Origin of the sequence: Streptomyces sp. CGMCC 4.7035, assembly GCF_031583065.1 — a bacterium.
Taxonomy (GTDB): Bacteria; Actinomycetota; Actinomycetes; order Streptomycetales; family Streptomycetaceae; genus Streptomyces; species Streptomyces yaanensis.
In genome coordinates this window covers 7,833,850-7,855,768 of sequence record NZ_CP134053.1, presented here as the reverse complement: position 1 = coordinate 7,855,768, position 21,919 = coordinate 7,833,850, and the positions used below count along the sequence as shown (strand labels likewise).

Sequence of the window (21,919 nt, the reverse complement as noted above, 5' to 3'; positions counted from 1 at the left end):
GGGTGGCGTACGGGCCGACGTGCGGCGGGCATGCGGCGCCGCCCCGGCCGACATGCGGCCTCCACGCGGCGCCGCACCGGCCGTCACGTGGCGCCGCACCGGCCGTCACGTGGCGCCGCACCGGCCGAAGCGCGGGCCGCGCACCGGGTCACGGCTCCGTGGACGGCCGGAAAAAGCTGGTGAGAGCCGTGGGCGGGAAACCCGTGTGCTTCGCGTGCCGCGCATGGCGTACACTGGTTTCACCGACGCGGGGTGGAGCAGCTCGGTAGCTCGCTGGGCTCATAACCCAGAGGTCGCAGGTTCAAATCCTGTCCCCGCTACTGATGGCCGAGGGCCGGAATCCGAAAGGGTTCCGGCCCTCGGCGTTTCTCTGCCTGCAGATCTCGCAAAGCGGTCCTGGGGCGGAGGTCCAGTGGGGTGCGGGGGCGGAGCCCCGAGGTCCGTGGGTCTCCGGTGGACGTACCCCAGTCGGCCCCCAGAGGTCGCTCCCCTCCCTGCTTCCGGGAAAGCATGAACGGGTGCGGCAGCAAGGAGGTGTGCGGCGGTCCGGGGAGCCGCACGACGACCACGACCGGGGCGGCGGCCGGGCCCCCGGCGCCCCCGTGCCCGACCCCAGTGCCGGAGACGACCGGCCGCCGGCGTCCGTCGAGCCCGAGGCCCGCCGGATCTCGTACGCGCGCACGTTCCTGCGTGCTCTGCCCGAGCTGCTCATCATCGGCGGCGTCTTCTACGACCACCTCACCCCGCCCCCCTTCACGGCCGTGCCCTTCTTCACCGCCGCCCCGCTCGTCGCCGCCCCCCTCTACTCGCTCCGCGGCACCGTCCTCACAGGCGTGGCCGGGGTCATCGCCATCGTTCTCGTCCACCTCAGGCTCGGCACCCTCGTACAGGTCGACGCGATCACCGACGTGGTCACCATCGTCACCGTCGCCGTCCTGGCCGTCCTCATCAACGTGCTCGTGCGCCGCAACGTCCAACGCCTCGCCTCGGCCCGGGAGATCGCCGAGGCCGCCCAGCGCGCCGTGCTGCCCGAGCCCGCCGAGCGGATCGGCGGGCTCGACTTCGCCGCCCGGTACGAGGCGGCGCAGGCCGACGCCTTCATCGGCGGCGACCTGTACGCGGTACAGGACTCCCCGCACGGTGTCCGGCTCCTCGTCGGGGACGTGCGCGGCAAGGGAATGGGGGCTGTGGCCGCAGTCGCCGTCGCCATCGGTGCCTTCCGGGAGGCCGCCGAGCAGGAGTCCACCCTGGAGGCCGTCGCCCAGCGCCTGGAGCGGGCACTGTCGCGCGAAGCCGCCCGACGCGCCGGGATCGAGGCGTTGGAGGGGTTCGCCACCGCCGTCCTCGCGGAGATCCCGCACGGCCGCGGCATCGTCCGGATCGTCAACCGGGGGCACCCCGCCCCGCTGCTCCTGCTCCCGGACGGCCGCCTGCGCGAGTTGGAGCCCCGGGAACCCGCGCTGCCGCTCGGCATGGCCGAGTTGCGCATCCGACCCGACCGGGCGGAGGAGTGGGACCTTCCGCGCGGGGCGATGCTGTTCCTCTACACCGACGGCGTCTCGGAGGCGCGGGATGCGCGGGGGACGTTCTACGACCCCGCCGAACGCCTCGCAGGCGGCGTCTTCCCCGGGCCCGGTGACCTGCTGACCGCCGTCGCCGACGACGTCGCCCGTCATACCGGCGGCCACGCCACCGACGACATGGCCCTGTTGGCCGTGCGCCGCCCCTGAGCGGCACGGGCCGGCCCCGGTGCTCGACCGTTATCACAGCGAGTGAGCGAACCGCACCCCTCCGCGTAACAGCTGACATACAGTCAATACCTGCGGGGTCCCTGAGGTGCGGTCAACTCGTCCGTATTTCGCCGCTCATGGCGTGAAAGTCCTGGCCGATAGCCGTCAACGATCTGTCCGAACAGCTTGGAATCCAGCCCCCGGGTCTATTAACGTTCGATAACGCAGCGCGGTTGTCCCAGCCGTCACAAGAGGCGGCTCCGTGCGCATGTGCCGAATCCCGCAAGGGAACCGGGGAACCACCTTTTGGGGTGAATCGAGCGGATATCGCCGTGGAAGCACGGTGGGTATACGCGCGTAGGAGACCTTCCTCTCCGAACCCGTCAGCTAACCCGGTAGGCGAGACGGAAGGAAAGGAGTGCGCCCACGTGGCGTCCAACCGGCCTGCCCAGAGCACCTCGTTCGCTCCGAACGACACTCAGACGTTCGGATTCGCACCGCGTACCGACGAGGGTCCCTGGGAGGAGTGGAACCCCACCGAGGATTCCCTCCGTCCCGTCCGCGGCCGGCACCGCGTCACCAAGCAGCGCGGGGGCGGTCTCGCACGCAGCTCCACCGTTCTGGGCGTCGGCGTGATGGCCGCCGTCGGTGCGGGCGGCATGGCCACCGCGCAGAGCGGCAAGCCGCCGGTGTCGATATCCCTGCCGGACCTGTCCTCCGTCACGGACTCGGCCAAGTCGCTCATCGGCGAGGACACCCCCACCCCCAAGGGCTCCGCCACCGCCCTCAGCAGCGTGGGCGTGACCACCGCCGACGCCGCCGAGAGCGGCGCGGACGCGGGCGAGGCGCTGCGCGCCCGGATCATCCAGCAGGCCGAGTCCCAGCAGGACCAGGTCGCGAGCGCCGCCGCGCGGGCCGCTGAGGCCGCCGCCGCGAAGAAGGCCGCCGCCGCGGCCGCGAAGGCGCAGGAGGACGCGAAGGCCAAGGCCGCCGCCGCGAAGAAGGCGGCGGAGGAGGAGGCCAGGAAGAAGGCCGAGGCGGCGCGGCTGGCCGAGCTGGCCAAGCAGTACACGCTGCCGACCTCCTCGTACACCATCACCTCGACCTTCGGCCAGGCCGGCTCCATGTGGTCCTCCGGCTACCACACGGGTCTCGACTTCGCCGCGCCCACGGGCACGCTCATCAAGGCGATCCACAGCGGCACCATCACGGAGGCGGGCTGGGCCGGTTCCTACGGCTACCGCACGATCCTCACCCTGGACGACGGCACGGAGCTGTGGTTCTGCCACCAGTCGTCGATCAGCGTCAGCGTCGGCCAGAAGGTCTCCACGGGAGACGTCATCGGCCGCGTGGGCGCCACCGGCAACGTGACCGGGCCGCACCTGCACCTGGAGGTGCACCCCGGTGGCAGTGCCGAAGGAGTGGACCCGATGGCCTGGCTGCGGAGCAAGGGCCTCACCCCCTGACACCGCCCCTCCCCTGAGCCCCGGCGGTCCTGACGGCGTCCCCCCGACGTCAGGGCTGCCGGTTGGATGTCGATCCATGCGTCAGGGCCTGCCAGACGCAGGGATCGCCTGACGCGGGGATCACTTGACGCAGGGATCACCTGACACAGGGATCACCTGACACAGTGATCACCTGATACGGGGATCACCTGACACAGGGATCCCGACGGGCCGGAATCCGGCCATCCGCTCGGTTGCGCCAACTTTGCGGCTGTCCCGGAAGCAGCCGGTAGGGCTCGCGTGTTGAGCTTGAGCATGACTTCTCTTCGCAAGCTTGGCTCGTCCGACCTCGAGGTCTTCCCCCTCTCCCTCGGCGGCAACGTCTTCGGCTGGACCGCCGACGAGGCACAGTCCTTCGCCGTGCTCGACGCGTACACGGCTGCGGGCGGCAACTTCGTCGACACGGCCGACTCGTACTCGGCGTGGATCGAGGGCAACAAGGGCGGCGAGTCCGAGACCATCATCGGCAAGTGGATCAAGGCGCGCGGCAACCGATCCGACGTGATCATCGCGACCAAGGTCAGCCAGCACCCCGAGTACCAGGGGCTGACCGCCGCCAACATCAAGGCAGCGGCGGACGCGTCCCTGCGCCGTCTGGGCACCGACTACATCGACCTCTACTACACGCATTTCGACAAGCCGGAAGTGCCGGTCGAGGAGATCATCGGCGCCCTGGACGAACTGGTCAGGGCGGGCAAGGTGCGCGCCATCGGCGCCTCCAACATCTCCGCCGAGCGCCTCCAGGAGTCCCTCGACTTCTCCGACCGCGAGGACCTGGCGCGGTACGTGGCGTTGCAGCCGCACTACAACCTGGTCTCGCGGGACACCTACGAGGGCGCGCTGCGGGACGTCGCCTCCCGCGCCGGTCTGGCGGCCGTCCCGTACTACTCGCTCGCGTCCGGCTTCCTGACGGGCAAGTACCGGCCGGGTACGGCGGTGGACTCGGCGCGGGCGGCGGGCGCGGGCAAGCATCTGGAGACCGAGCGCGGGCGGCGCGTCCTGGCGGCTCTCGACGAGGTCGCGCAGGCGCGGGGCGCCGAGATCGCGACGGTGGCCCTGGCATGGCTGGCGGCCCGGCCGACGGTCGCGGCCCCGATCGCCTCGGCCCGCACGCCGGAACAACTGCCCGCACTGCTGGCGGTGGGCGACCTGACACTCACGGACACGGAAGTGGCGAGGCTGACGGAGGCGTCGGCGTAGGTCGGCACAGGGACGACCCGAAGGCGTCGGCCGGTCGGGGCCCGCTGCCCGAGGCCGGGGCGGGGCCCCGAGGCCCCAGCGGCACGGCTGCCCGTGGCCGCGGGGCGCTGTGTGACGTCAGTCAGCCGTGGCTTTTCTCCGCTGCCGCGGCGGCCGGTCGTGGCCACGGGTTCCGGTGGTGCCGGACCGGCGTATCTCGTTACGAGCGGTACGGGTTGTACCCGGGATACGGCAGATACGGCACCGTCGATCCGTACGGCACCGTCGATCCGTACGGCGGCGGTGCCGTGTACACCGGTGCGTACCCGTACCCGTACCCCGGCCAGGCCGGCGGAGCCGCCGGGGCCATGGACCGAGCCGCATGAGCCAGCGCCGGGCGCGCCACCTCCCGCCGCGCCCACAGCTCGGCGAGCAACTCCCGCTCCCGTACGACGAAATCGGCCCCCGCCCGGCCCCGGCGCCCCCGGTGGCGCAGGAACGCCAGCGACGTCGCGTACGCCTCGTACTCCGCGACCGAGCGCGCCGCCGCCTTCCCGAAGTGCTGTCTCGCGTACTCCCGGGCCAGCCGCCGCGCCCGCATGGAGCCGAGCACGAACGGCTCGATCGGACTCAGCCACCCGGCGACCGCGTACGCGGGAAGCTCCTCCCGAACGGTCCGCAGCTCCCGTTGCCGCGTCCAGATGACCAGCCAGGTCAGCAACCCGAACGCGGGCACCATGAACGACGCGTACACCGCGAAGAACCCGTACTGGCCGAACGTCGACGACCCGTTCCACATGCTGTGCATGCCCATCGCGAGCAGCAGCCCGCCCAGCGGCATCAGCACCCGGCGTATGCGTCGGCGCTCCGCCGTCAGTGCGGTGATGCCGAAGCCGATACCAGTGAGCACGGTGAACAGCGGGTGCGCGAAGGGGGACATCACCACGCGGACGAAGAAGGTCGCGGCCGTCATGGACGCCAGCCCGCGCTCACCGCTCAACTGGTCCGTGCCGAAGGCCGTGCCCAGATAGAGGATGTTCTCGGTGAAGGCGAAGCCGGTCGCGGTGACCCCGGCTATCACCACCCCGTCGACGATTCCGGTGAAGTCCCGTCTGCGGAAGAGGAAGAGCAGCAGCACGGCGGCTGCCTTCGCGGACTCCTCGACCATGGGCGCTATGACGGTCGCGCCGAGCGTGTCGGCACTGTTCGGATCGGCGGTCGCGGTCGCTATCCATCTGGTGGCGAAGCTGTTCGCGACGATCGCTATGAGCGCGGCGGCGCAGGCACCCCACGCGAAGGCGAACAGCAGGTTCCGCCAGGGCCCGGGCTCGACCCGGTCCAGCCAGCGGAACGCGGCGGTGAGCAGAGGCACGGGCAGGACCGCGAGGCCGAGGCCGACCAGAAAGCCCTCGGTGCCGGTCTGCTGCCGTACGAGGGCGAGGATGACGAGCCCGGAGAGCGCGAGGAGTGTGATCAGCGCCCCGTACCGCACCCACCGCTTCTGCCACCAGTGCGCGTGCCCGAGCGTGCCACCGCCGGCGTCGCCCTGGGGGTGCGTCGGGTACGAGGGAAAGGTGGCCACGGCATCGACCCTAACGAGGGAGGGGCGCCGCCCGCGACGGTGCCCGGCGGGGGCCCGCAGGGCGCTCAGTCGCCGGCGGTGGGCTGGTCTGGGTGCTGTACGCGACGGAACAGCAGGTCGTTCACGACATGACCCTTGTCCAGTCCCTGGCCCTCGAAACGGGTCAGCGGCCGGAACCCGGGGCGCGGCGCGTAACCTCCGTCGGCCTGTGTGTTCTCGAAGTCCGGGTGCGCGGTGAGCACGTCGAGCATCTGCTCGGCGTACGGCTCCCAGTCCGTCGCGCAGTGCACGAGCGCGCCCGGCTTGAGGCGGGTGGCGGCGAGCGTGAGGAACTCGGGCTGGATGAGCCGCCGCTTGTGGTGGCGCTTCTTGGGCCAGGGGTCGGGGAAGTAGACGCGCAGGCCGTCGAGGGAGTCCGGTGTGAGCATCTCGCGCAGCAGGATGATCGCGTCGCCGTTTCCGACCCGGATGTTGCTCAGCCCGTTCCGGTCGGCGAGACCCAGCAGATTGCCCTGGCCGGGGGTGTGCACGTCGACGGCGAGGATGTTGGTGCCGGGGTCACCCGCCGCCATCCGCGCGGTGGCCTCACCCATGCCGAACCCGATCTCCAGCACGGCGGGGTTGGTGTTCCCGAACAGCTCGACGAGATCGACGACCCGCTGCCCGTCGATGTCCAGCCCCCACTTGGGCCACAGTCGCTGCAGGGCGTCCGCCTGCCCGGCCGTCACCCGGCTCCGCCGCGGTTGAAAGCTCCGGATCCGCCGCTCGAAGTGCGACCCGGCGGGATCGGCCTTGGGCCCGTCGGGGAACCGGGGCTCACCCTTGGCCCGGGTGTGCCGGGTGGAAGCACCGGGGGCGACGTGCGGATCTTCGGGAGCGAAGCTGAGGGAGTCAGACACAGTGGGACCAATTTTAGAGGCAGAGCGGCACCACTCAGCCCGGCCGGGGTCTCCAACGGCAACCACCCCTGGGTAACCGCTCACTCTCGTCCCAACACAGCCAACACCCGCCGCGCCACCTCCCGCCCGATCGGCAGCGAAGCGGTCGCGGCAGGTGACGGCGCATTCAGCACATGCACCGCCCGCGCCCCCTCCTTGATCAGAAAGTCGTCCACGAGCGTCCCGTCCCGCAGCACCGCCTGCGCCCGTACCCCGGCGGGGACCCGCACCAGGTCGTCCGCCTCCACCACCGGCAGCAGCCGCCGTACCGCCGCCGTGAACGCCCCCTTGGAGACCGACCGCCGCAGCTCGCCCGCCCCGTACCGCCAGTGCCGCCGCGCTATGTGCCACGAGCCCGGCCATGCCACCGTGGCGCCCAGTTCCCGCGGCCGTACGACCCCCCAGCCGTATCCCTCGCGCGCCAGTGCCGGCACCGCGTTCGGCCCGATGTGCACCTCTGAGTCGATCCCCCGTGTCAGATGCACCCCGAGGAAGGGGAACGCCGGATCCGGCACCGGATACACCAGCCCCCGCACCAGCTCGGGCCGCGCCAGCGCGTAGTACTCGCCCCGGAACGGCACGATGCGCATCCCCGGGTCGTCCCCGGTCAGCCGGGCCACCTCGTCACAGTGCAGCCCGGCGCAGTTGACCATCACCCGCGCGCGCAGGACCGTCCCGTCCGCCGTCCGCACGGCGACCCCGAGCGACGGGCGCCGGTCGATCCGTACGACCTGGGACCCGTACCGGATCTCCGCCCCCGAAGCCTCCCCGAGCTGCCGGGCGACCGCCACGAAGTCGCAGATCCCCGTGGTCTCGACGTGTATGGCCGCGAGTCCCCGCACCTCGGGCTCGTACTCGGCGATCTGGGTCGGGCCCAGTTCCCGTACCGGAATGCCGTTCTCCCGGCCGCGCTGCACGAGTGCGTGCAGGCGCGGCAGCTCCTCCCGCTCCGTGGCGACGATCAGCTTGCCGGTGACGGCGTGCGCGATGCCGTACTCCGCGCAGAACTTGACCATCTCGGCGGCGCCTCGCGCCGCGTACCGCGCCTTCAGCGAACCGGGGCGGTAGTAGATCCCGCTGTGGATCACCCCGCTGTTGCGCCCCGTCTGGTGGCGGGCCGGGCCGAGCTCCTTCTCCAGGACCGTCACCCGGGTGCCCGGCGCGGCATGCGTGATCGCATACGCCGTCGACAGGCCGACGATCCCACCACCGATCACCAGCACGTCACAGTCGTACGCGATCTCCCGCACCTGTTCCACCTCCCGGTTCCGATAGTGCACTGCGCCACTGACAATGCCTTCAAACCCCGGGGGAGCCGCGCCCCTGGAAGGGGCGCGGGGCTGTATCGATATGCGGCTCCGCCGCGTGGGCGCGCGCAGCCACCGACAACCCGCACCCCGAAGACCGCACCAGCCAGGCAGACGCGCGGGCACCCGGTCCTAGGCGGGAGCCATGAGCAGCGGCCGCGCCCGCTCCCGCAGCTCCACCACACGCGGTTCGTCCCCGTACGGCTCCAGCCGGTGCAGAAGATCCCTCACGTATTCCGTGGTGCGCGCCGACGATATGCGCCCGGCCACCTCCACCGCCCGCACGCCCTGCTCGCAGGCCGCGTCCAGGTTGCCCGACTCCAGCTCGGCGACCGCCGACACGACGAGGCGCAGCCCGTGCGAGCGCACGAACTCCTCCGTGGGCCGGGACAGGGCCTGCTCGGTGAAGCGGCGGACCTGGCGCGGGGCCTTGAGGTCGCGGTAGCACTCGGCGGCGTCGGCCGCGAAGCGGTCGTACGAGTAGAAGCCGAGCCAGGACGGGTCGTTGTCGCCGTCGCGGGCCCGCTCCAGCCAGCCCTCGGCGGCCTTCAGGGCCGCGCCGGCCGCCTGGGCGTCACCCGCGCGCGCGTGCGCGCGTGCCTCGACGAGACGGAAGAAGCTCATGGTGCGGGCCGTGGCCAGGCCGCGGTTGCGCTCCAGGGCGGCCTGGGCGAGGTCGACGCCCTCGTCGCCGAAGCCCCGGTAGGTCGCCTGGAGCGACATGGAGGCGAGGACATAGCCCCCCAGGGGCACGTCGGCCGCCGCGCGCGCGAGGCGCAGCGCCTGGATGTAGTAGCGCTGGGCGGCCTCCTGCTGTCCCGTGTCGAAGGCCATCCAGCCGGCCAGCCGCGTCAGTTCGGCGCTCGCCCCGAACAGCGCCCGGCCCACCTCGTCCGAGTACGAGCCGAGCAGCAGCGGCGCCGCCTCCACCCTCAGGCACTCGGGCACCATCGACGAACGCCAGTCGCCGCCCCCGTACTTGGAGTCCCAGCGTCGGGCGTCCTCCGCGGCCTCGCGGAGCTTCTGGACATCGCTGTGGCCGACCTTGAGCGGTGCTCCGGACCCGTCGCCGGGGGCCGGGTCGCGCGCCACCGAGCTGTCGGCCGGGGTAATCAGCCAGCGGGAAGCAGGGGTTGCGTAAGCGCTCACCGCGAACGATCCGGCCAGCGACTGCCAGATGCCGCCGCCGGTCCGGCGCCCGGCGAGGTCGAGACGGTAGAGCTCCGTCGCCGACTTCACCGCCTGTCCTACGTCCCGGGGGAAGGCGAGGCCCACTTCCGGTGCGGGATCCGCGTCCGCCAGACCGATCTCGTGGAGCGGTACGGGGCGGCCGAGCTTCTGGCCGATGGCCGCGGCGATCAGGTGCGGCGCGGCGCCCTGCGGCACCATGCCCTTCGACACCCAGCGCGCCACCGAGGTCTTGTCGTAGCGAAGAGTCAACCCGCGCTGGGCGCCAAGATCGTTGACGCGCCGGGCGAGTCCTGCGTTGCTGATTCCCGCGAGGGCGAGAACGGCGCCGAGCTTTTCGTTCGGCCCGCGTTGCTCCCTGGACATGCGCCACCCCTCGACACAGACGGCTGCCGCGGCGGTGGCATAACCGCGCGGCATTCGTAAACCCAGCGTAGTTCGCCGGATCCCATGCGTTAAGGGGCGTAAATCCGGATGGCGGGATTGTGGTCCGTACCTCAGTACTCAGTGTTGTCACGTGCTCCCGGTGTGTGGCCGTGCGCCCGTCCGTGCGCTCTTCTCCGGCCACCTGGGGAACGGTTCCATGGGCCGTGCGTGGGTCGGCCCGCTGTACTGGATCCAGTGGGCTGGGGGACACCGCCGCCTTCATCCCCGCGGGCGGCGGACCGGTCCGGGAGGCGAACTCCGCCTCCCGGACTGTGCGTTGCGCAGGGCATGTACGGAGCGTGTACAGGTCTGCCCGCCCGCGACCGATTTGGCCGAAAATCGACGGTGGATTTCGGGGGCGATCAAGGCTCCGACCACGACTCTTGACGGCGCGCAGGGGGTTTTCGGGGAGCTTTCCGGGGGCGCATTCGCGTCGCCGTTTCCTTCCTCGCTTCCTTCCCGTTTCCGGCCTCCTCCCAGCCACTTCCCTGTCTCTTCCCGGCCTCCTCGCTGCTTCCTCCCTGCTTCCCCCCTGCCTCTTCCTTGCCTCCTTCCTCTCCATCGCCGTGCCTGGAGCGGGAGTTCACCGGCGCATCAGCGAGGTCCCATGGGCGCGTTCCGGGGCGCACAAGCCATGGCACACGCCCTCAGTCGCGCATTCTTCGTGGCAGCATGGGAGCCGTTCGTACGGTGCACTGGTTGTCCACAGCCTGTGGAGGCGTCGATGCGGTGGTTGGTGGGATGGAGCAGCACCGCCGCTGGAGCCGTCGAGCCCGGCGTCGCCGGGGCAACCGGATACGACGGTGAGACCGTGCACCCGGTGGGCTCCCAACTCCTGTGGGGCGACCCTGATCCGCTGTGGGCGGTCGGCGACTGGCGCCCCGACGAGGTGCGCGTCGTACAGGCCGACGCACAGAACCGGATCGCTGTCCTGGGCACGTGCGGGGCCTCCGACGAGGAACTGCGCGTCGGCCTGTTCGCCGCCAGGGGAGGGGCACTTCGCCATCTGACCGCCTGGTCCGGCAGCTACACCGCCGTCGTCCAGGTGGGACGCAGGATCACGGTGTGCGGCGATCTGGCGGGCGCGCGGCCGGTGTTCCACACCCCCTGGGCGGGCGGCACGGCGTACGCGACCGCCGCGCTCCCGCTCGCCGACCTCATCGAGGCCAACCTGGACTTCGGGCACCTGGCGGCCCTCCTCGCCGCCCCGGACGTGCCGGCCGCGGTGCACGACTCGACCCCGTACGACGGCGTACGACGCATTCCGCCGGGGCACGCGCTGATCCTTCGGGCGGGGGCGCGGGAGATCGCCGGGTACGAGCCGGTCGCCTCCCTCGCGGTCGCGGCGCCCCCCGCGGACCCGGCCGCCGCGGTGGACGGGGTGCGGGACGCCCTCGTCGACGCCGTACGCGCGCGTCTGTCGGCGCCGCGGCACGTGCCCGGCACCGATATCGACCCCGGGCCCGTCCCCGGGATGGGACCGGCGGAACGGCGCGCCGCGCGCGGGATGCCCGTCCCCGGCATCGGTGCCGACCTCTCCGGAGGGCCGGCCTCGGGAACCCTGGCGCTGCTGGCGGCCGGACTCCCCGGAATGCCCGGAACGGTCCTCGGACACGGCACCGGAGCCGGTGAACGCCTGCTGGCCGTCACCTTCAACGACCTCGCCGTCCAGGGGCGCGAGGCCGAACTCGAACGGGCCGGCACGCTGGCGGCCAACCCCCGCTTCCACCACGTAGTGGTGACCGGCGGCGAAGAGGTGCTCCCCTATGCCGACCTGGACGGCCCGCTGACCGACGAACCGGGCCCGTCCCTGGTGACGGCGGTCAGACACCGCGCGCGCCTGGCGTCGGGCAGCGCCGACCACTTCACGGGCTACGGCGCCCGCCAGGTCCTGGACGCGCACCCCGCCCGCCTCGCGGATCTGCTGATGGACCGCAAGCGCCGCCATCTTGTGCGCCCGGTGGCCGCGTTGGCGAAGGCGGACGGTTCCGTGATGGTCCCCGCGCGTGTGTACGGCGCGGCGCGGAAGCTGGCCCGCACGCCGTACCGGGCCGGGGTCGACTCACTCGCCGACCGGCTGATGCGGCGGCGGTTCGAGGAGCCCGGGGGTGCGGTGGGGGCGTCGCTCGCCGCGCTCACCTGGGCCAGACCGGGGCCCGCGGCGCGTTGGCTGACCGGTGAGGCCCTCGCTGAAGTATCGGTTCGCCTCCAAGGAGCCCCAGGTCGGCCGGGGGTCGCTCCCGGGCAGCGGCCCGGCGACTTCCGCGCGCGTGCGGCGCTCGCCCGGCATGCCGCGGACCTCCGGGTACTGGAACAGGCGGCCGAGATCCGCTCCCAGCGGCTGCACGCGCCGTTCCTGGACAACCAGGTGGTCCGCGCGTGCCGGGAGCTTCCCGAGGCGCTGCGGGTGCAGCCCGGGGCGCGGGCGGCGATCCTGCGGACGGTCCTGGAGGGTGCGGGCGTCGGAGGCCTGCCGGCGGGCTGGGGTGCCCCCTCGCACGCCTCCTCGGCGGCCGCGGCGCGCATGGGCCTGCGGGTGGCCACGGACTCCCTGCTCGCCCTGTTCGACACACCGCTGCTGGCGGAGGCGGGCCTGGTGGAGGCCCGCGTCGTGCGCAAGGCGGTCCGCGCGGCGGCGGACGGCGCACCGCTCCCGCTGGACGGCCTGGCGGACCTGGTCTCCCTGGAACTGTGGCTGCGCCGCCTGCTGGCCCGCCGCGGCACATGCTGGACGGGCACACCGGCCCGTGCCCGCGCGGTACCGGCGGGGATCGCCGCACGGGGGCGGGCGCTGGGGGCGGCGGGGGCGTGAACCGGCTCGCCGCCGGGCCGCGCGACCCAGCCCCGCCCAGCCGCGACGCCGGGCACTGGACAACCTGGCGGTAAGTCGCCTACCGGCAGGTGAACCGCGACTCCGCCCAGTCCGCGAGCGCCGCCGAATCGACCCCCTTGTGGGGCTCGACCACGAACCGGACCGTCTTGTGCCCGGCGAGCCCGACATGGACCGGCACCGCGCGGTGACCGCCCTTGATCTGCGGCGACCGCCACAGCCGCGCCCCGTCGACGAACACCGAGAACCGCACTTTGCCGTAGCCGTTCGTCAGATCGTCGACGCCGACCAGCGCGTCGAACGCCGAGCACTGACGGTTGAGGTCGATCGTGACGGACGACGAGCCGTGGACGGTCACACCGTGCGTGTAGTGCTGGTCGGCGATCGACACCCCCCACCGCTGCCACAGCCAGCTGCTCTCGCCGAACCGCATCTCGGGCTTGGTGCCGTCGCCCGTGATGTCGTACGACAGTTCGTTCCACTGGTAGACCGCCGGAGCGGGCGGGGTCGGCGTGGGCTTCGAGGTCGGTGTGGGCGTGGGCGTGGGCTTCGGCTTCGGCGTCGGGGTGGACGGCGATGTGGGCGAGGGCGTTGGCTTGCTCGGAGTGGGAGCAGGGGCCGAGGCGGAGGCCTTCCGGTCGTCGTTCGGTGTGGGTGTCACGGCCGGTTCCGGGGCCGCTGTCGGTGCTGCGGTCGGGTCCGTCCCGGGGTCTGTCGCCGGGTTCGCTGCCGGGTTCGCTGCCGGGCCCCCCGTCGGGTCCGCCGTCGGCGGCTGCGCGGCGGGCTGCTTGTTCTGGTTCCTGCCCGTTGGGGCCGTCGTGGGCCTCTGGGACTCCACGGCCTGTGTGGCTTGCACCTTGGCCTCGGGCTTCTTGGCCGGGTGGTGGTTACCCGACACCGCGAGCACGATCGCCGTGGCCGTCACCGCGGCGGCACCCGCCGCGATACCGGCCTTCACCATCGCGCCGAGCCCTTCCGAGGCCGCCGCGCCACCGCCCACGCTCGCCCCGCCGACGCCCGCTCCACCCGCGCCTGCCCCGCCCGTGGCGCTGCCGCTCGCCGTGACGGCCGCGCCCGCGGCACCCGCCGCAGCGGCTCCGGCGCCCCCGGCGATGATCCCGAGTGCCTTGGCGTACCCGGCGGCGCCGAACCAGCCGATGACCGCGATGGGTACGACGGCGGGGATGCCGTTCGCGACTTCCTCGATCTGGCCGGCCGCCAGCCGGCACTTGACGCATTCCTCCAGATGCTTGCGCAGGCCCCGCTCGGCCCTGGTGCGCAGTCGGCGGCGGGCGTACGTGCCGAGCTGGTCGGCGTAGCGCGCGCACTCCTCGTCCGAGGTGAGCGTGGTGCTCACATGTGCCTGGAGGTAGGCCTGTCTGAGGCCCTCGCGGGCACGACTGGCGAGGACGCGCGTGCCGTTGGCGTCCAGCCCGAAGAGCGTGGCGACCTCGCTCGGCGACTCGTCCTCGACCTCGGTGTGCCACAGCACGGCCTGCCAGCGTTCGGGCAGCGACCGGAAGGCCCGCATGGCCATGGACTGCTCGGCCTCGTGCATCGCACGCACATCGGCGCCCTGGTCCACGCCCGTACCGAAGGAGCCCATGGACGCGGCGTCGTCGGACACGTCGGACGTCCGGCCGGACTGCGCGGCGAACACGGCGAAGTCGTCGACCAGTTGCTCCCGCTTCGCGGACTTCGTCCAGGCCGCGGCGACGCGGCGCACCGTCGTGAGCAGATACGCGCGGACGGCGTGCTCGGGGCCGGAGCCGCCGCGCACCGCCTGGAGCATGCGGGCGAAGACCTCGGCGGTGAGGTCGTCCGCGGTGTGGGCGTCACGGCAGCAGGTGCGGGCGTACCGGCGCACGGCTTCGGCATGGCGCCGGTACAACTCCTCGTACGCCGTGTCGTCGCCGGCGCGCATCCGTTTGATCAGCCCGGCGTCCGCGGGCGGCAGCGCACTGCCCCCGCGCTGCGCCGGCACGCTGTGTTCGGGGGTCCCACCGGAGCGGGAGCCGCCCGTGGCGCCCCGCGACGGCCCGCCCTGGTTCGGCACCCGTCGTGAGGTCTCCACGCCGTCGTCACCGAGTGACTCGTCCCGCCCGTCAACGCTCATCGCGGAAAGCCCCCGCCCGCCGAACCAGTCCCGAACACGGCGCCAGAGTGCCATACGGGACGCCCGCCACGAGCACGCCCTGGGTCCCAACTACTTTTCCGAGGGCACCCGCGCGAGGCGGCGCCGGCAGCCATCCGACTACTCAAACGGTCAACGGACCGACCCCGTAAGGCAGATCACCGAAACAGGCGATATGAGGCAGCGCCCGCGCTCGGGAATCCGGTCGGCCGAAGTGGAACGAGTCGGGCCTGGGCAGCGCGCCCGCCTTACGCCGGGCGTGACCGCAGGCCCTCCAGGAGGATGTCGAGCAACCGGGCCGAGGCCGCCGCCTGCTGGGCGGCATCCGGCAGCGAGGGAGCCGCCGTCGCGATCACCAGCAGCACGTCCGACACGGTCACGTCCGCCCGCAGTTCACCCGCCGCGCGCGCACGCTCCACAAGCTGTCCGACGACCTCCAGCAGCGTCGCCGCACCCGCGTCGTCCGACTCCTGGGCGGACCGCTGCTCCACGAGCCGCAACTCGGTGGCCGACCGGTCCCGCTGCTGCGGCACCCGCGCCTCGTCCACCAGTACCGCGTCGGCTCCCTCGGGCCCGTCCTCGACGACTCCCACCCGCAGCACCTGCGGCGGCAGCAGCCGTCCCGCGCCCGACGCAACCGACGTCCGCAGGAAACGGGACAGCGCCGACCACGGCTCGTCCTCCTGGCTGAGCGCCGCCCTGGCCTGGTCGGTCAGCCGGGAGGTTTCCTCCTCGGCTATCCGCCGCACCAGGACGTCCTTGCTCGGGAAGCGCCGGTACACCGTGCCGACGCCGACCCTGGCGCGCCGCGCCACGTCCTCCATCGGCGCGCCGTACCCCAGCTCGCCGAAGACCTCGCGCGCCGCGCGCAGTACATGCTCCAGATTGCGCTGTGCGTCCACGCGCAGCGGCGTCGTCCGTGCCGCGTCCCCGCGGCCGTTCCCGGTTGCCGCGCTCACCGCGCCGGCCGGTGCGACGGCGGACGCGGATGCCCAATGAGGGTCCTGAATGTGCATAAGTGTTCCCCCGGTAATGACGTCTCCCCCCGGAGACTCTCCCCGCCATTGAAAGCCGGAGCGTACGGAACAAGCGTCGTACATCACCGGACCCGCCCGTCGCGGACCCGTCGGTCGAGCGCATCCCCCTACACCCCGTCGACACACGAACATAGTTGAGCGGGAGTCAATTCAGAAGGGGCAGGTTCCGCACGGAGCGCCCCCCGATCGGAGTACGGGCCGGATACGTCCTGATTGCGCCCCCCAACGTCACCCCGCTCACACCCGCTGACCTGCACTGCTTCCCCGCACTCCGGTAATTCGGCCAACCCCGCCCGATGCCGCCGTCCGGTCACACAATTTGCCGGGCCTGTGGACAAACTCAAGCGCTCGGTGCGTCATGGGATGGTGACGGCTGCAATCCATCGGGGGCAGACCCCCGAACCCCCGAAGTGCGTGCGCATCCTCATCGTCGGCGGCGGCTACGTCGGTCTGTACACCGCCCTGCGCCTGCAGCGGAAGCTGAAGGCGCAGCTCAAGAAAGGCGAGGCCGAGATCGTCGTGGTCTCGCCCGACCCGTACATGACGTACCAGCCGTTCCTGCCGGAGGCGGCCGCCGGCGCGATCTCGCCGCGTCATGTGGTCGTCCCGCTGCGCCGCGTCCTGGACGGCTGCCACGTGGTCATCGGCGAGGCCACGTCCATCGATCACGCCAAGCGCACCGCCACCATCGCCACGCTCGCCACCGAGGAGACCGGGCAGACGGAACAGCTCTCGTACGACGAACTCGTCCTGGCCCCCGGCTCCATCTCGCGCACCCTCCCGATCCCCGGTCTCGCCGACCACGGCATCGGCTTCAAGACCGTCGAGGAGGCCATCGGCCTGCGCAACCACGTCATCGAGCAGATGGACATCGCCTCCTCCACCCGCGACCCCGCGATCCGCGACGCGGCCCTCACCTTCGTCTTCGTAGGAGGCGGATTCGCCGGCGTGGAGGCGCTCGGCGAACTGGAGGACATGGCCCGCTACGCCGCGCGCTACTACCACAACGTCAAGCCCGAGGACATGAAGTGGATCCTCGTGGAGGCCTCGGACCGCATCCTCCCCGAGGTCGGCGAGGAGATGGGCCGGTACACCGTCACCGAGCTGCGCCGCCGCAACATCGACGTGCGCCTCGAAACCCGCCTGGAGTCGTGCGTCGACCGCGTCGCCGTCCTCTCCGACGGCGCACGCTTCCGGACGCGTACGGTCGTGTGGACCGCCGGTGTGAAGCCGAACCCGATCCTCGCGGCCACCGACCTGCCGCTGAACGGACGCGGTCGCCTGAAGTGCACACCCGAACTGACCGTGGAGGGAGTCACGCACGCGTGGGGCGCGGGAGACGCGGCCGCCGTCCCCGACGTCACCGCGGCGGAACCGGGCAAGGAGACCGCCCCCAACGCCCAGCACGCGCTGCGCCAGGCCAAGGTCCTCGCCGACAACATCGTGCGCTCACTGCGCGACGAGGCCCTGGAGACGTACGCCCACAAGTACGTCGGTTCGGTGGCCTCCCTGGGGCTGCACAAGGGCGTCGCGCACGTCTACGGGCGCAAGCTGAAGGGCTACCCTGCCTGGTTCATGCATCGCACCTATCACCTCAGCAGGGTGCCGACCTTCAACCGGAAGGCCCGAGTGATGGCCGAATGGACCCTGGCGGGGCTCTTCAAGAGGGAGATCGTCTCCCTCGGTTCACTCGAACATCCCCGTGCGGAGTTCGAACTCGCGGCCGGTGGAAAGCCTTCAGGAGACCCGAAGGGGTCGTCCTGACCGGATCCAGGAACTCCGCCGAAAGGACGGGCGTCTGACGGATGTCGGTCCGGTCGGCGAGACTGGTCCACGACTTGGGCGGGCCGATCCTCGCCCTGACGAATCCACAAGGCTTACCCCACTGTGCGGCACACCTCCCGGGGGCAGGCTCCCGGACCCCCGACCGGATCCGGAGCCGGCCGGAGACAACAACGACGAGGCAAGGAATCGGTGAACTTCACGCGCTGGAGCGCCCGGCTCCCCGGAACGCAGCGCCGCGCCGCAGCGCGGACCGAGCACGCGGTCTCCCAGGACCGGCGCGGGGAAGGTTCCGTGCCCGCGGCCCGCGGTGAGCGGCTCACCGACGACAGGCCGAGCGTGCCCGCCGTCGACGAGCTCCCGGTACGCGAGGTCCTGGACCGCGTCCCGGCCCTCGTCGCCCTGGTGCACGGCCCCGACCACCGCATCGCGTACGTCAACGACGCCTACGTGGCGGCCTTCGGCGCCCGCCCGGTCGGCGAACCCGCGCACGAGGCGCTGCCCGAGCTGGACGAACTCGGTCTCCTTCCGCTCCTGGACCAGGTGCTGCGCAGCTCCAAGCCGCGCACGGTCAAGTCCCGCAAGGCGCCGAGCGGCCGCTCGTACACGTTCACGTGCACTCCGGTGGACGTACCGGACGACGACAAGGCCAGGGGCGTGCTCATCTTCGCCGCCGACGTCACGGACCACGCCGAGGCCGCCGAACGGTTGCGCGCGAGCGAGCGCGAGCAGCGCGAGACGGCGGTGACGCTCCAGCGCTCCCTGCTGCCGCAGGAGCTGGAACAGCCCGACGACCTGCGCATCGCCGCCACCTATCAGCCCGGTGGCACGGAGGCCGCGGTGGGCGGCGACTGGTACGACGTGATCACGTTGGGCGGCGGCCGCACGGCGCTGGTGATCGGCGACGTGATGGGCCGCGGTGTGAGGGCGGCCGCGGTGATGGGCCAGCTGCGCACGGCGGTCCGCGCCTACGCCCGTCTCGACCTGCCCCCGCACGAGGTCCTCCAGCTCCTCGACGGCCTCGCCTCGGAGATCGACGCCAACCAGATCGCGACGTGCGTGTACGCCGTCCACGACCCGAACGAGGGCCGCTTGGTGTACGCCTCGGCCGGCCACCTTCCGATCCTCGTCCGCGACGAGAGCGGAGCGGTCCTGCGCGCCGACGAACCCACCGGCCCGCCGCTCGGCACCGGCGGCTGGATGCACGCGTCGGGCTCGGTGCCACTGGGGCCCGGCTCGACGGCCGTCCTCTACACGGACGGCCTGGTCGAGCGTCGGGACGCCGACCTGGACGAGGGCATCGCGGCCCTGGAGAGCGCGCTCGCGGGCGCCACGGGCACGCCCCAGGTGATCTGCGACCGCCTGGTCCGCTCGGCGGGCGTCACCGCGGGCCACGACGACGATGTGGCGGTCCTGGTCCTTCAGCACCCGTCGCGCACGGGCCCGGACGGCGACCTCTTCCGCAATGCCGCCTTGGAGCTGCTCGGCGGCGTGGAGGCGGCACCACGCGCGCGTGCGTTCGCCTCCGGCGTGCTGACGAGCTGGCGGTTCCCGACGGATCTGCACGACCTGGGCGTCCTGGCGGCGAGCGAACTGGTCGCCAACTCGCTCCAGCACGGCACCCCGCCCATGCGCCTGCGCCTCCGGCGCACGGACCGCCGCCTGATCATCGAGGTGACGGACGGAGACGACCACCTGCCGCGCCGCCGCCGCGCGGATCCGGCGGACGAGACGGGCCGGGGGATCGCGATCGTGGCGACGATCGCGTCGAACTGGGGATCGCGGCGGACGCCGGGGGGTGGGAAGGCGGTGTGGTGCGAGTTCGTGTTGCCGTGAGGCGTCTTTCAGCCTGTCTGGGGTCCCCCCTGCTCGAGCGAAGCCGAGAGCTTGGGGGAGGGTAGGGGCGGCGGGGGCGCCAACCCTCACGCGCGCGCCGACGCCGGCTCCGTCGCCGCACCTCCCTGCGCCACCACCCGGCTCCGCCCCAGCGACGGCTGGTTCTGCACCGGCGTGAGCAGCCGCTCAAGCCTCAGCGCCAGGACCGTGATGCCCAGCGAGAACAGCAGGAACGTCACGACGTACGGCTTGGGCAGCGACGCCGCCAGGGGCCCGCCAACCGCCGGCCCCAGCGCGAGAGCCAACTGCTTCACCAGGGCGAAAGCCGAGTTGTACTGCCCCGCCATCCCCGTCGGCGCGAGATCCGCGACCAGCGGCGCGACCGTCGGCGACAGCATCGCCTCGCCGAGACCGAAGAGTGCGTACGTCGAGACGAACGCGGCGGTCGCCATCGTCTGGCTGCCGTGCCCCAGCCCCGCGTACCCCGCGACGACCCATGCGACGGCCCAGATCAGCCCCACGCTCGCGATCACGCGCGACCGCCTCCGCCGCTCCACGAACTTCAGCACCGCGAACTGCGCGACCACGATCATCGCCGTGTTCGCCGCCAGCGCCGTACCCAGCGCCGACGTGGAGATCCCGGCCGCCTCGACGCCGTACGCGCTCAGCCCCGACTCGAACTGCCCGTAACAGGCGAAGAACAGCACGAAGCCCAGCACGGACAGCTGCACCATGGCCCGGTTGTTCATCAGCTGCTTCCAGCTCGCCTTGCCACCCTGTGGTGCCGCGGCCTTGATGTCCGGCGCGTGCGGCACCCGCACGGTCGACATGATCACGACGAGCAGCAGGAACATCGCCGCCTCGATCGCGAACAGCAGTGTGAAGGACGAGGCGCGCGACGCGTCGACGAGATGGCCGCCGATCAGCCCACCGATGCCCAGCCCCAGGTTCTGGAGGAAGAACTGCATCGCGAACGCCCGCGACCGTGTCTCCGCCGTCGAGCAGTCCACGATCATCGTGGCCAGCGCCGGCTGCATCACGGCCTGACCGGCACCGAGCAGGGCCGCCGACAGCAGCACGGTCGCCGCGCCGGCCGCGAGCCCCAGGCTCAGCGAGCCGACGGCGGCGGTCACCAGGGCGGCGAGCAGGACCGGAAGCGGGCCGCGCCGGACGATGGCCCGCCCGGCCAACGGCAGCACGACGAGCGCGGCCACGGCGAAGACGGTGAGCACGAGACCCGCCGTCACAGCACCGAGATCCCGCACCTGCGCCACATAGACGTACAGATACGGGACGGTGAAGCCGAGGCCGAACGCGCTGAGTGCGTTGCCCACATGAACCCGGCGCATCGCTGCGCCCATCGCCCTGGTCACGTTCACCTGTCCTTAGGAAGAGGGCCCGCGGAGGCCCGACCCGGAGGTCTTACCCTTGAAGCGGTTAGCCCTGAAGACTTCGAAGCTAAAGTTCGAGATTGAACATTACACCTTGAAGGACTTCGATGCCAAGCAAGGGCGTGCCATACTGCGCCCATGGGCGACAACCCCGGCGTCAGCGAGCCGACCCTCGACGAACAGATCGCCGCCTACCAGCGCGAATTCCAGGACCTGGACCCCCAGGTCGAGAAGATCGTCTCGGCCCTGTCCCGCCTCAACCGCCGTATGAACGTCGCCTACGGCCGCCAGACCGCCGCACTCGGAATCAGCAACGCCGAGTGGGAGGTCCTCAAGGCCCTTGTCCTGTCCGGCGCCCCCTATCGCATGGGCCCGAGCGACCTGGCCAAGCGGCTCGGCCTGACGCCGGCCGCGATGACGCACCGCATCGACCGCATGGTCGGCGAGGGCCTGGTCACCCGCGAGCGCGACGAGGCCAACCGCGTCCGTGTCATCGTCGAGCTGACCGCCGAGGGCCGCGAGAAGTGGCTGGAGGCGATGCGCCTGGCCTCCGTCTTCGAGGAGGACCTCCTCCAGGACCTCTCCCTTGAGGAGCGCACCGTCCTGGGCGAGGTGCTGACCCGCCTGCTGCGCCGCGTGGAGCACGCCCAGCCGGACGCCGGCGGCCGCCTCAGCGACCTGGACTGAGGTCACCGAGGCAACCCGGACGGGTGCCGTCGAAAGTTTGGCGGCGCATCGCCCTGGGAAGGCTTGACAGCCCACCCTCCGATCCGTAAAGTTCTTCGGGTTGCCACGGAGCCGTAACGGTTCTTCGGTAGCACCTCCCGCCGCGGTAGCGGCAACAAAACCACTCAGCGCGATCACCTGACCGGGTTGAATTCGGTGTGCCCGAATTCCATTCGATTGGGTACGGCGACTCCGATCGACTCGATTAGGAATCGCCGGAGAGATCCGCTACGGTTTGGGGCGTCGGAACGGCCGAAAGGCCCGGGAAGACAACCCGGTTGACAGGGAGTCAGACCCCAAAGGGAACTGAGGGATCTGATAGAGTCAA

14 protein-coding genes, 1 tRNA gene and 1 riboswitch are annotated in these 21,919 nt (G+C 71.8%); of the genes, 8 read left to right on the top strand and 7 right to left on the bottom strand.

The window, feature by feature from the left end; translation table 11 throughout:
* Positions 1-246 precede the first annotated feature (246 nt).
* The 4 genes from Q2K21_RS34605 to Q2K21_RS34590 all read left to right on the top strand — a co-directional run bounded on the left by Q2K21_RS34605 (position 247) and on the right by Q2K21_RS34590 (position 4,435).
* Positions 247-320, top strand: a tRNA-Met gene (locus tag Q2K21_RS34605).
* 216 nt (positions 321-536) lie between these two features.
* Complete coding sequence (locus Q2K21_RS34600) at positions 537-1,730, top strand: PP2C family protein-serine/threonine phosphatase (RefSeq protein ID WP_310779913.1); 1,194 nt, start codon at positions 537-539, stop codon at positions 1,728-1,730.
* A gap of 261 nt (positions 1,731-1,991) precedes the next feature.
* Positions 1,992-2,147, top strand: a riboswitch (cyclic di-AMP (ydaO/yuaA leader).
* 11 nt (positions 2,148-2,158) lie between these two features.
* Positions 2,159-3,196 carry a M23 family metallopeptidase gene (locus Q2K21_RS34595; RefSeq protein WP_310779912.1) on the top strand — a complete coding sequence of 346 codons (1,038 nt, stop codon included), beginning with the start codon at positions 2,159-2,161 and terminating at the stop codon, positions 3,194-3,196.
* Positions 3,197-3,490: 294 nt separating this feature from the next.
* Entirely contained in the window at positions 3,491-4,435 is a 945-nt protein-coding gene (locus tag Q2K21_RS34590; RefSeq protein ID WP_310779910.1) for an aldo/keto reductase, read from the top strand.
* A gap of 199 nt (positions 4,436-4,634) precedes the next feature.
* On the opposite strand, the gene Q2K21_RS34585 is transcribed toward Q2K21_RS34590, so the two are convergent.
* The 4 genes from Q2K21_RS34585 to Q2K21_RS34570 all read right to left on the bottom strand — a co-directional run bounded on the left by Q2K21_RS34585 (position 4,635) and on the right by Q2K21_RS34570 (position 9,795).
* Positions 4,635-5,996 (bottom strand): PrsW family intramembrane metalloprotease, encoded by a 1,362-nt coding sequence (locus tag Q2K21_RS34585; protein ID WP_310779909.1) that lies wholly within the window; start codon positions 5,994-5,996, stop codon positions 4,635-4,637.
* 65 nt (positions 5,997-6,061) lie between these two features.
* A complete protein-coding gene (gene trmB, locus Q2K21_RS34580) occupies positions 6,062-6,895 on the bottom strand; it encodes a tRNA (guanosine(46)-N7)-methyltransferase TrmB (protein ID WP_310779907.1) in 834 nt (277 codons plus the stop codon).
* Between the two features lie 80 nt (positions 6,896-6,975).
* Positions 6,976-8,214 (bottom strand): L-2-hydroxyglutarate oxidase, encoded by a 1,239-nt coding sequence (gene lhgO / locus Q2K21_RS34575; RefSeq protein WP_386275920.1) that lies wholly within the window; start codon positions 8,212-8,214, stop codon positions 6,976-6,978.
* A gap of 159 nt (positions 8,215-8,373) precedes the next feature.
* A complete protein-coding gene (locus tag Q2K21_RS34570; protein ID WP_310779905.1) occupies positions 8,374-9,795 on the bottom strand; it encodes an MFS transporter in 1,422 nt (473 codons plus the stop codon).
* A 784-nt stretch (positions 9,796-10,579) separates the two neighbouring features.
* Between Q2K21_RS34570 and Q2K21_RS34565 the strand changes: the two genes are divergently transcribed.
* The gene (locus Q2K21_RS34565) at positions 10,580-12,667 is read left to right on the top strand and encodes an asparagine synthase-related protein (RefSeq protein WP_310779903.1); all 2,088 of its coding nucleotides are present in this window, start codon (positions 10,580-10,582) and stop codon (positions 12,665-12,667) included.
* A 79-nt stretch (positions 12,668-12,746) separates the two neighbouring features.
* Here Q2K21_RS34565 and Q2K21_RS34560 read toward each other — a convergent pair whose 3' ends face one another.
* The gene (locus tag Q2K21_RS34560; protein WP_310779901.1) at positions 12,747-14,801 is read right to left on the bottom strand and encodes a sigma-70 family RNA polymerase sigma factor; all 2,055 of its coding nucleotides are present in this window, start codon (positions 14,799-14,801) and stop codon (positions 12,747-12,749) included.
* Positions 14,802-15,067: 266 nt separating this feature from the next.
* Entirely contained in the window at positions 15,068-15,835 is a 768-nt protein-coding gene (locus tag Q2K21_RS34555) for a TetR/AcrR family transcriptional regulator (RefSeq protein WP_310779899.1), read from the bottom strand.
* A gap of 384 nt (positions 15,836-16,219) precedes the next feature.
* Here Q2K21_RS34555 and Q2K21_RS34550 point away from each other — a divergent pair, with 384 nt between their 5' ends.
* Both Q2K21_RS34550 and Q2K21_RS34545 read left to right on the top strand, forming a co-directional pair.
* A complete protein-coding gene (locus tag Q2K21_RS34550; RefSeq protein WP_310779898.1) occupies positions 16,220-17,620 on the top strand; it encodes an NAD(P)/FAD-dependent oxidoreductase in 1,401 nt (466 codons plus the stop codon).
* Positions 17,621-17,830: 210 nt separating this feature from the next.
* Positions 17,831-19,474 carry an ATP-binding SpoIIE family protein phosphatase gene (locus Q2K21_RS34545; protein WP_310779896.1) on the top strand — a complete coding sequence of 548 codons (1,644 nt, stop codon included), beginning with the start codon at positions 17,831-17,833 and terminating at the stop codon, positions 19,472-19,474.
* A gap of 86 nt (positions 19,475-19,560) precedes the next feature.
* On the opposite strand, the gene Q2K21_RS34540 is transcribed toward Q2K21_RS34545, so the two are convergent.
* On the bottom strand, positions 19,561-20,835 hold the full coding sequence (locus Q2K21_RS34540; protein ID WP_310781381.1) for an MDR family MFS transporter: 1,275 nt from the start codon (positions 20,833-20,835) through the stop codon (positions 19,561-19,563).
* 168 nt (positions 20,836-21,003) lie between these two features.
* Here Q2K21_RS34540 and Q2K21_RS34535 point away from each other — a divergent pair, with 168 nt between their 5' ends.
* On the top strand, positions 21,004-21,552 hold the full coding sequence (locus Q2K21_RS34535; protein ID WP_310779894.1) for a MarR family winged helix-turn-helix transcriptional regulator: 549 nt from the start codon (positions 21,004-21,006) through the stop codon (positions 21,550-21,552).
* Positions 21,553-21,919: the final 367 nt, after the last annotated feature.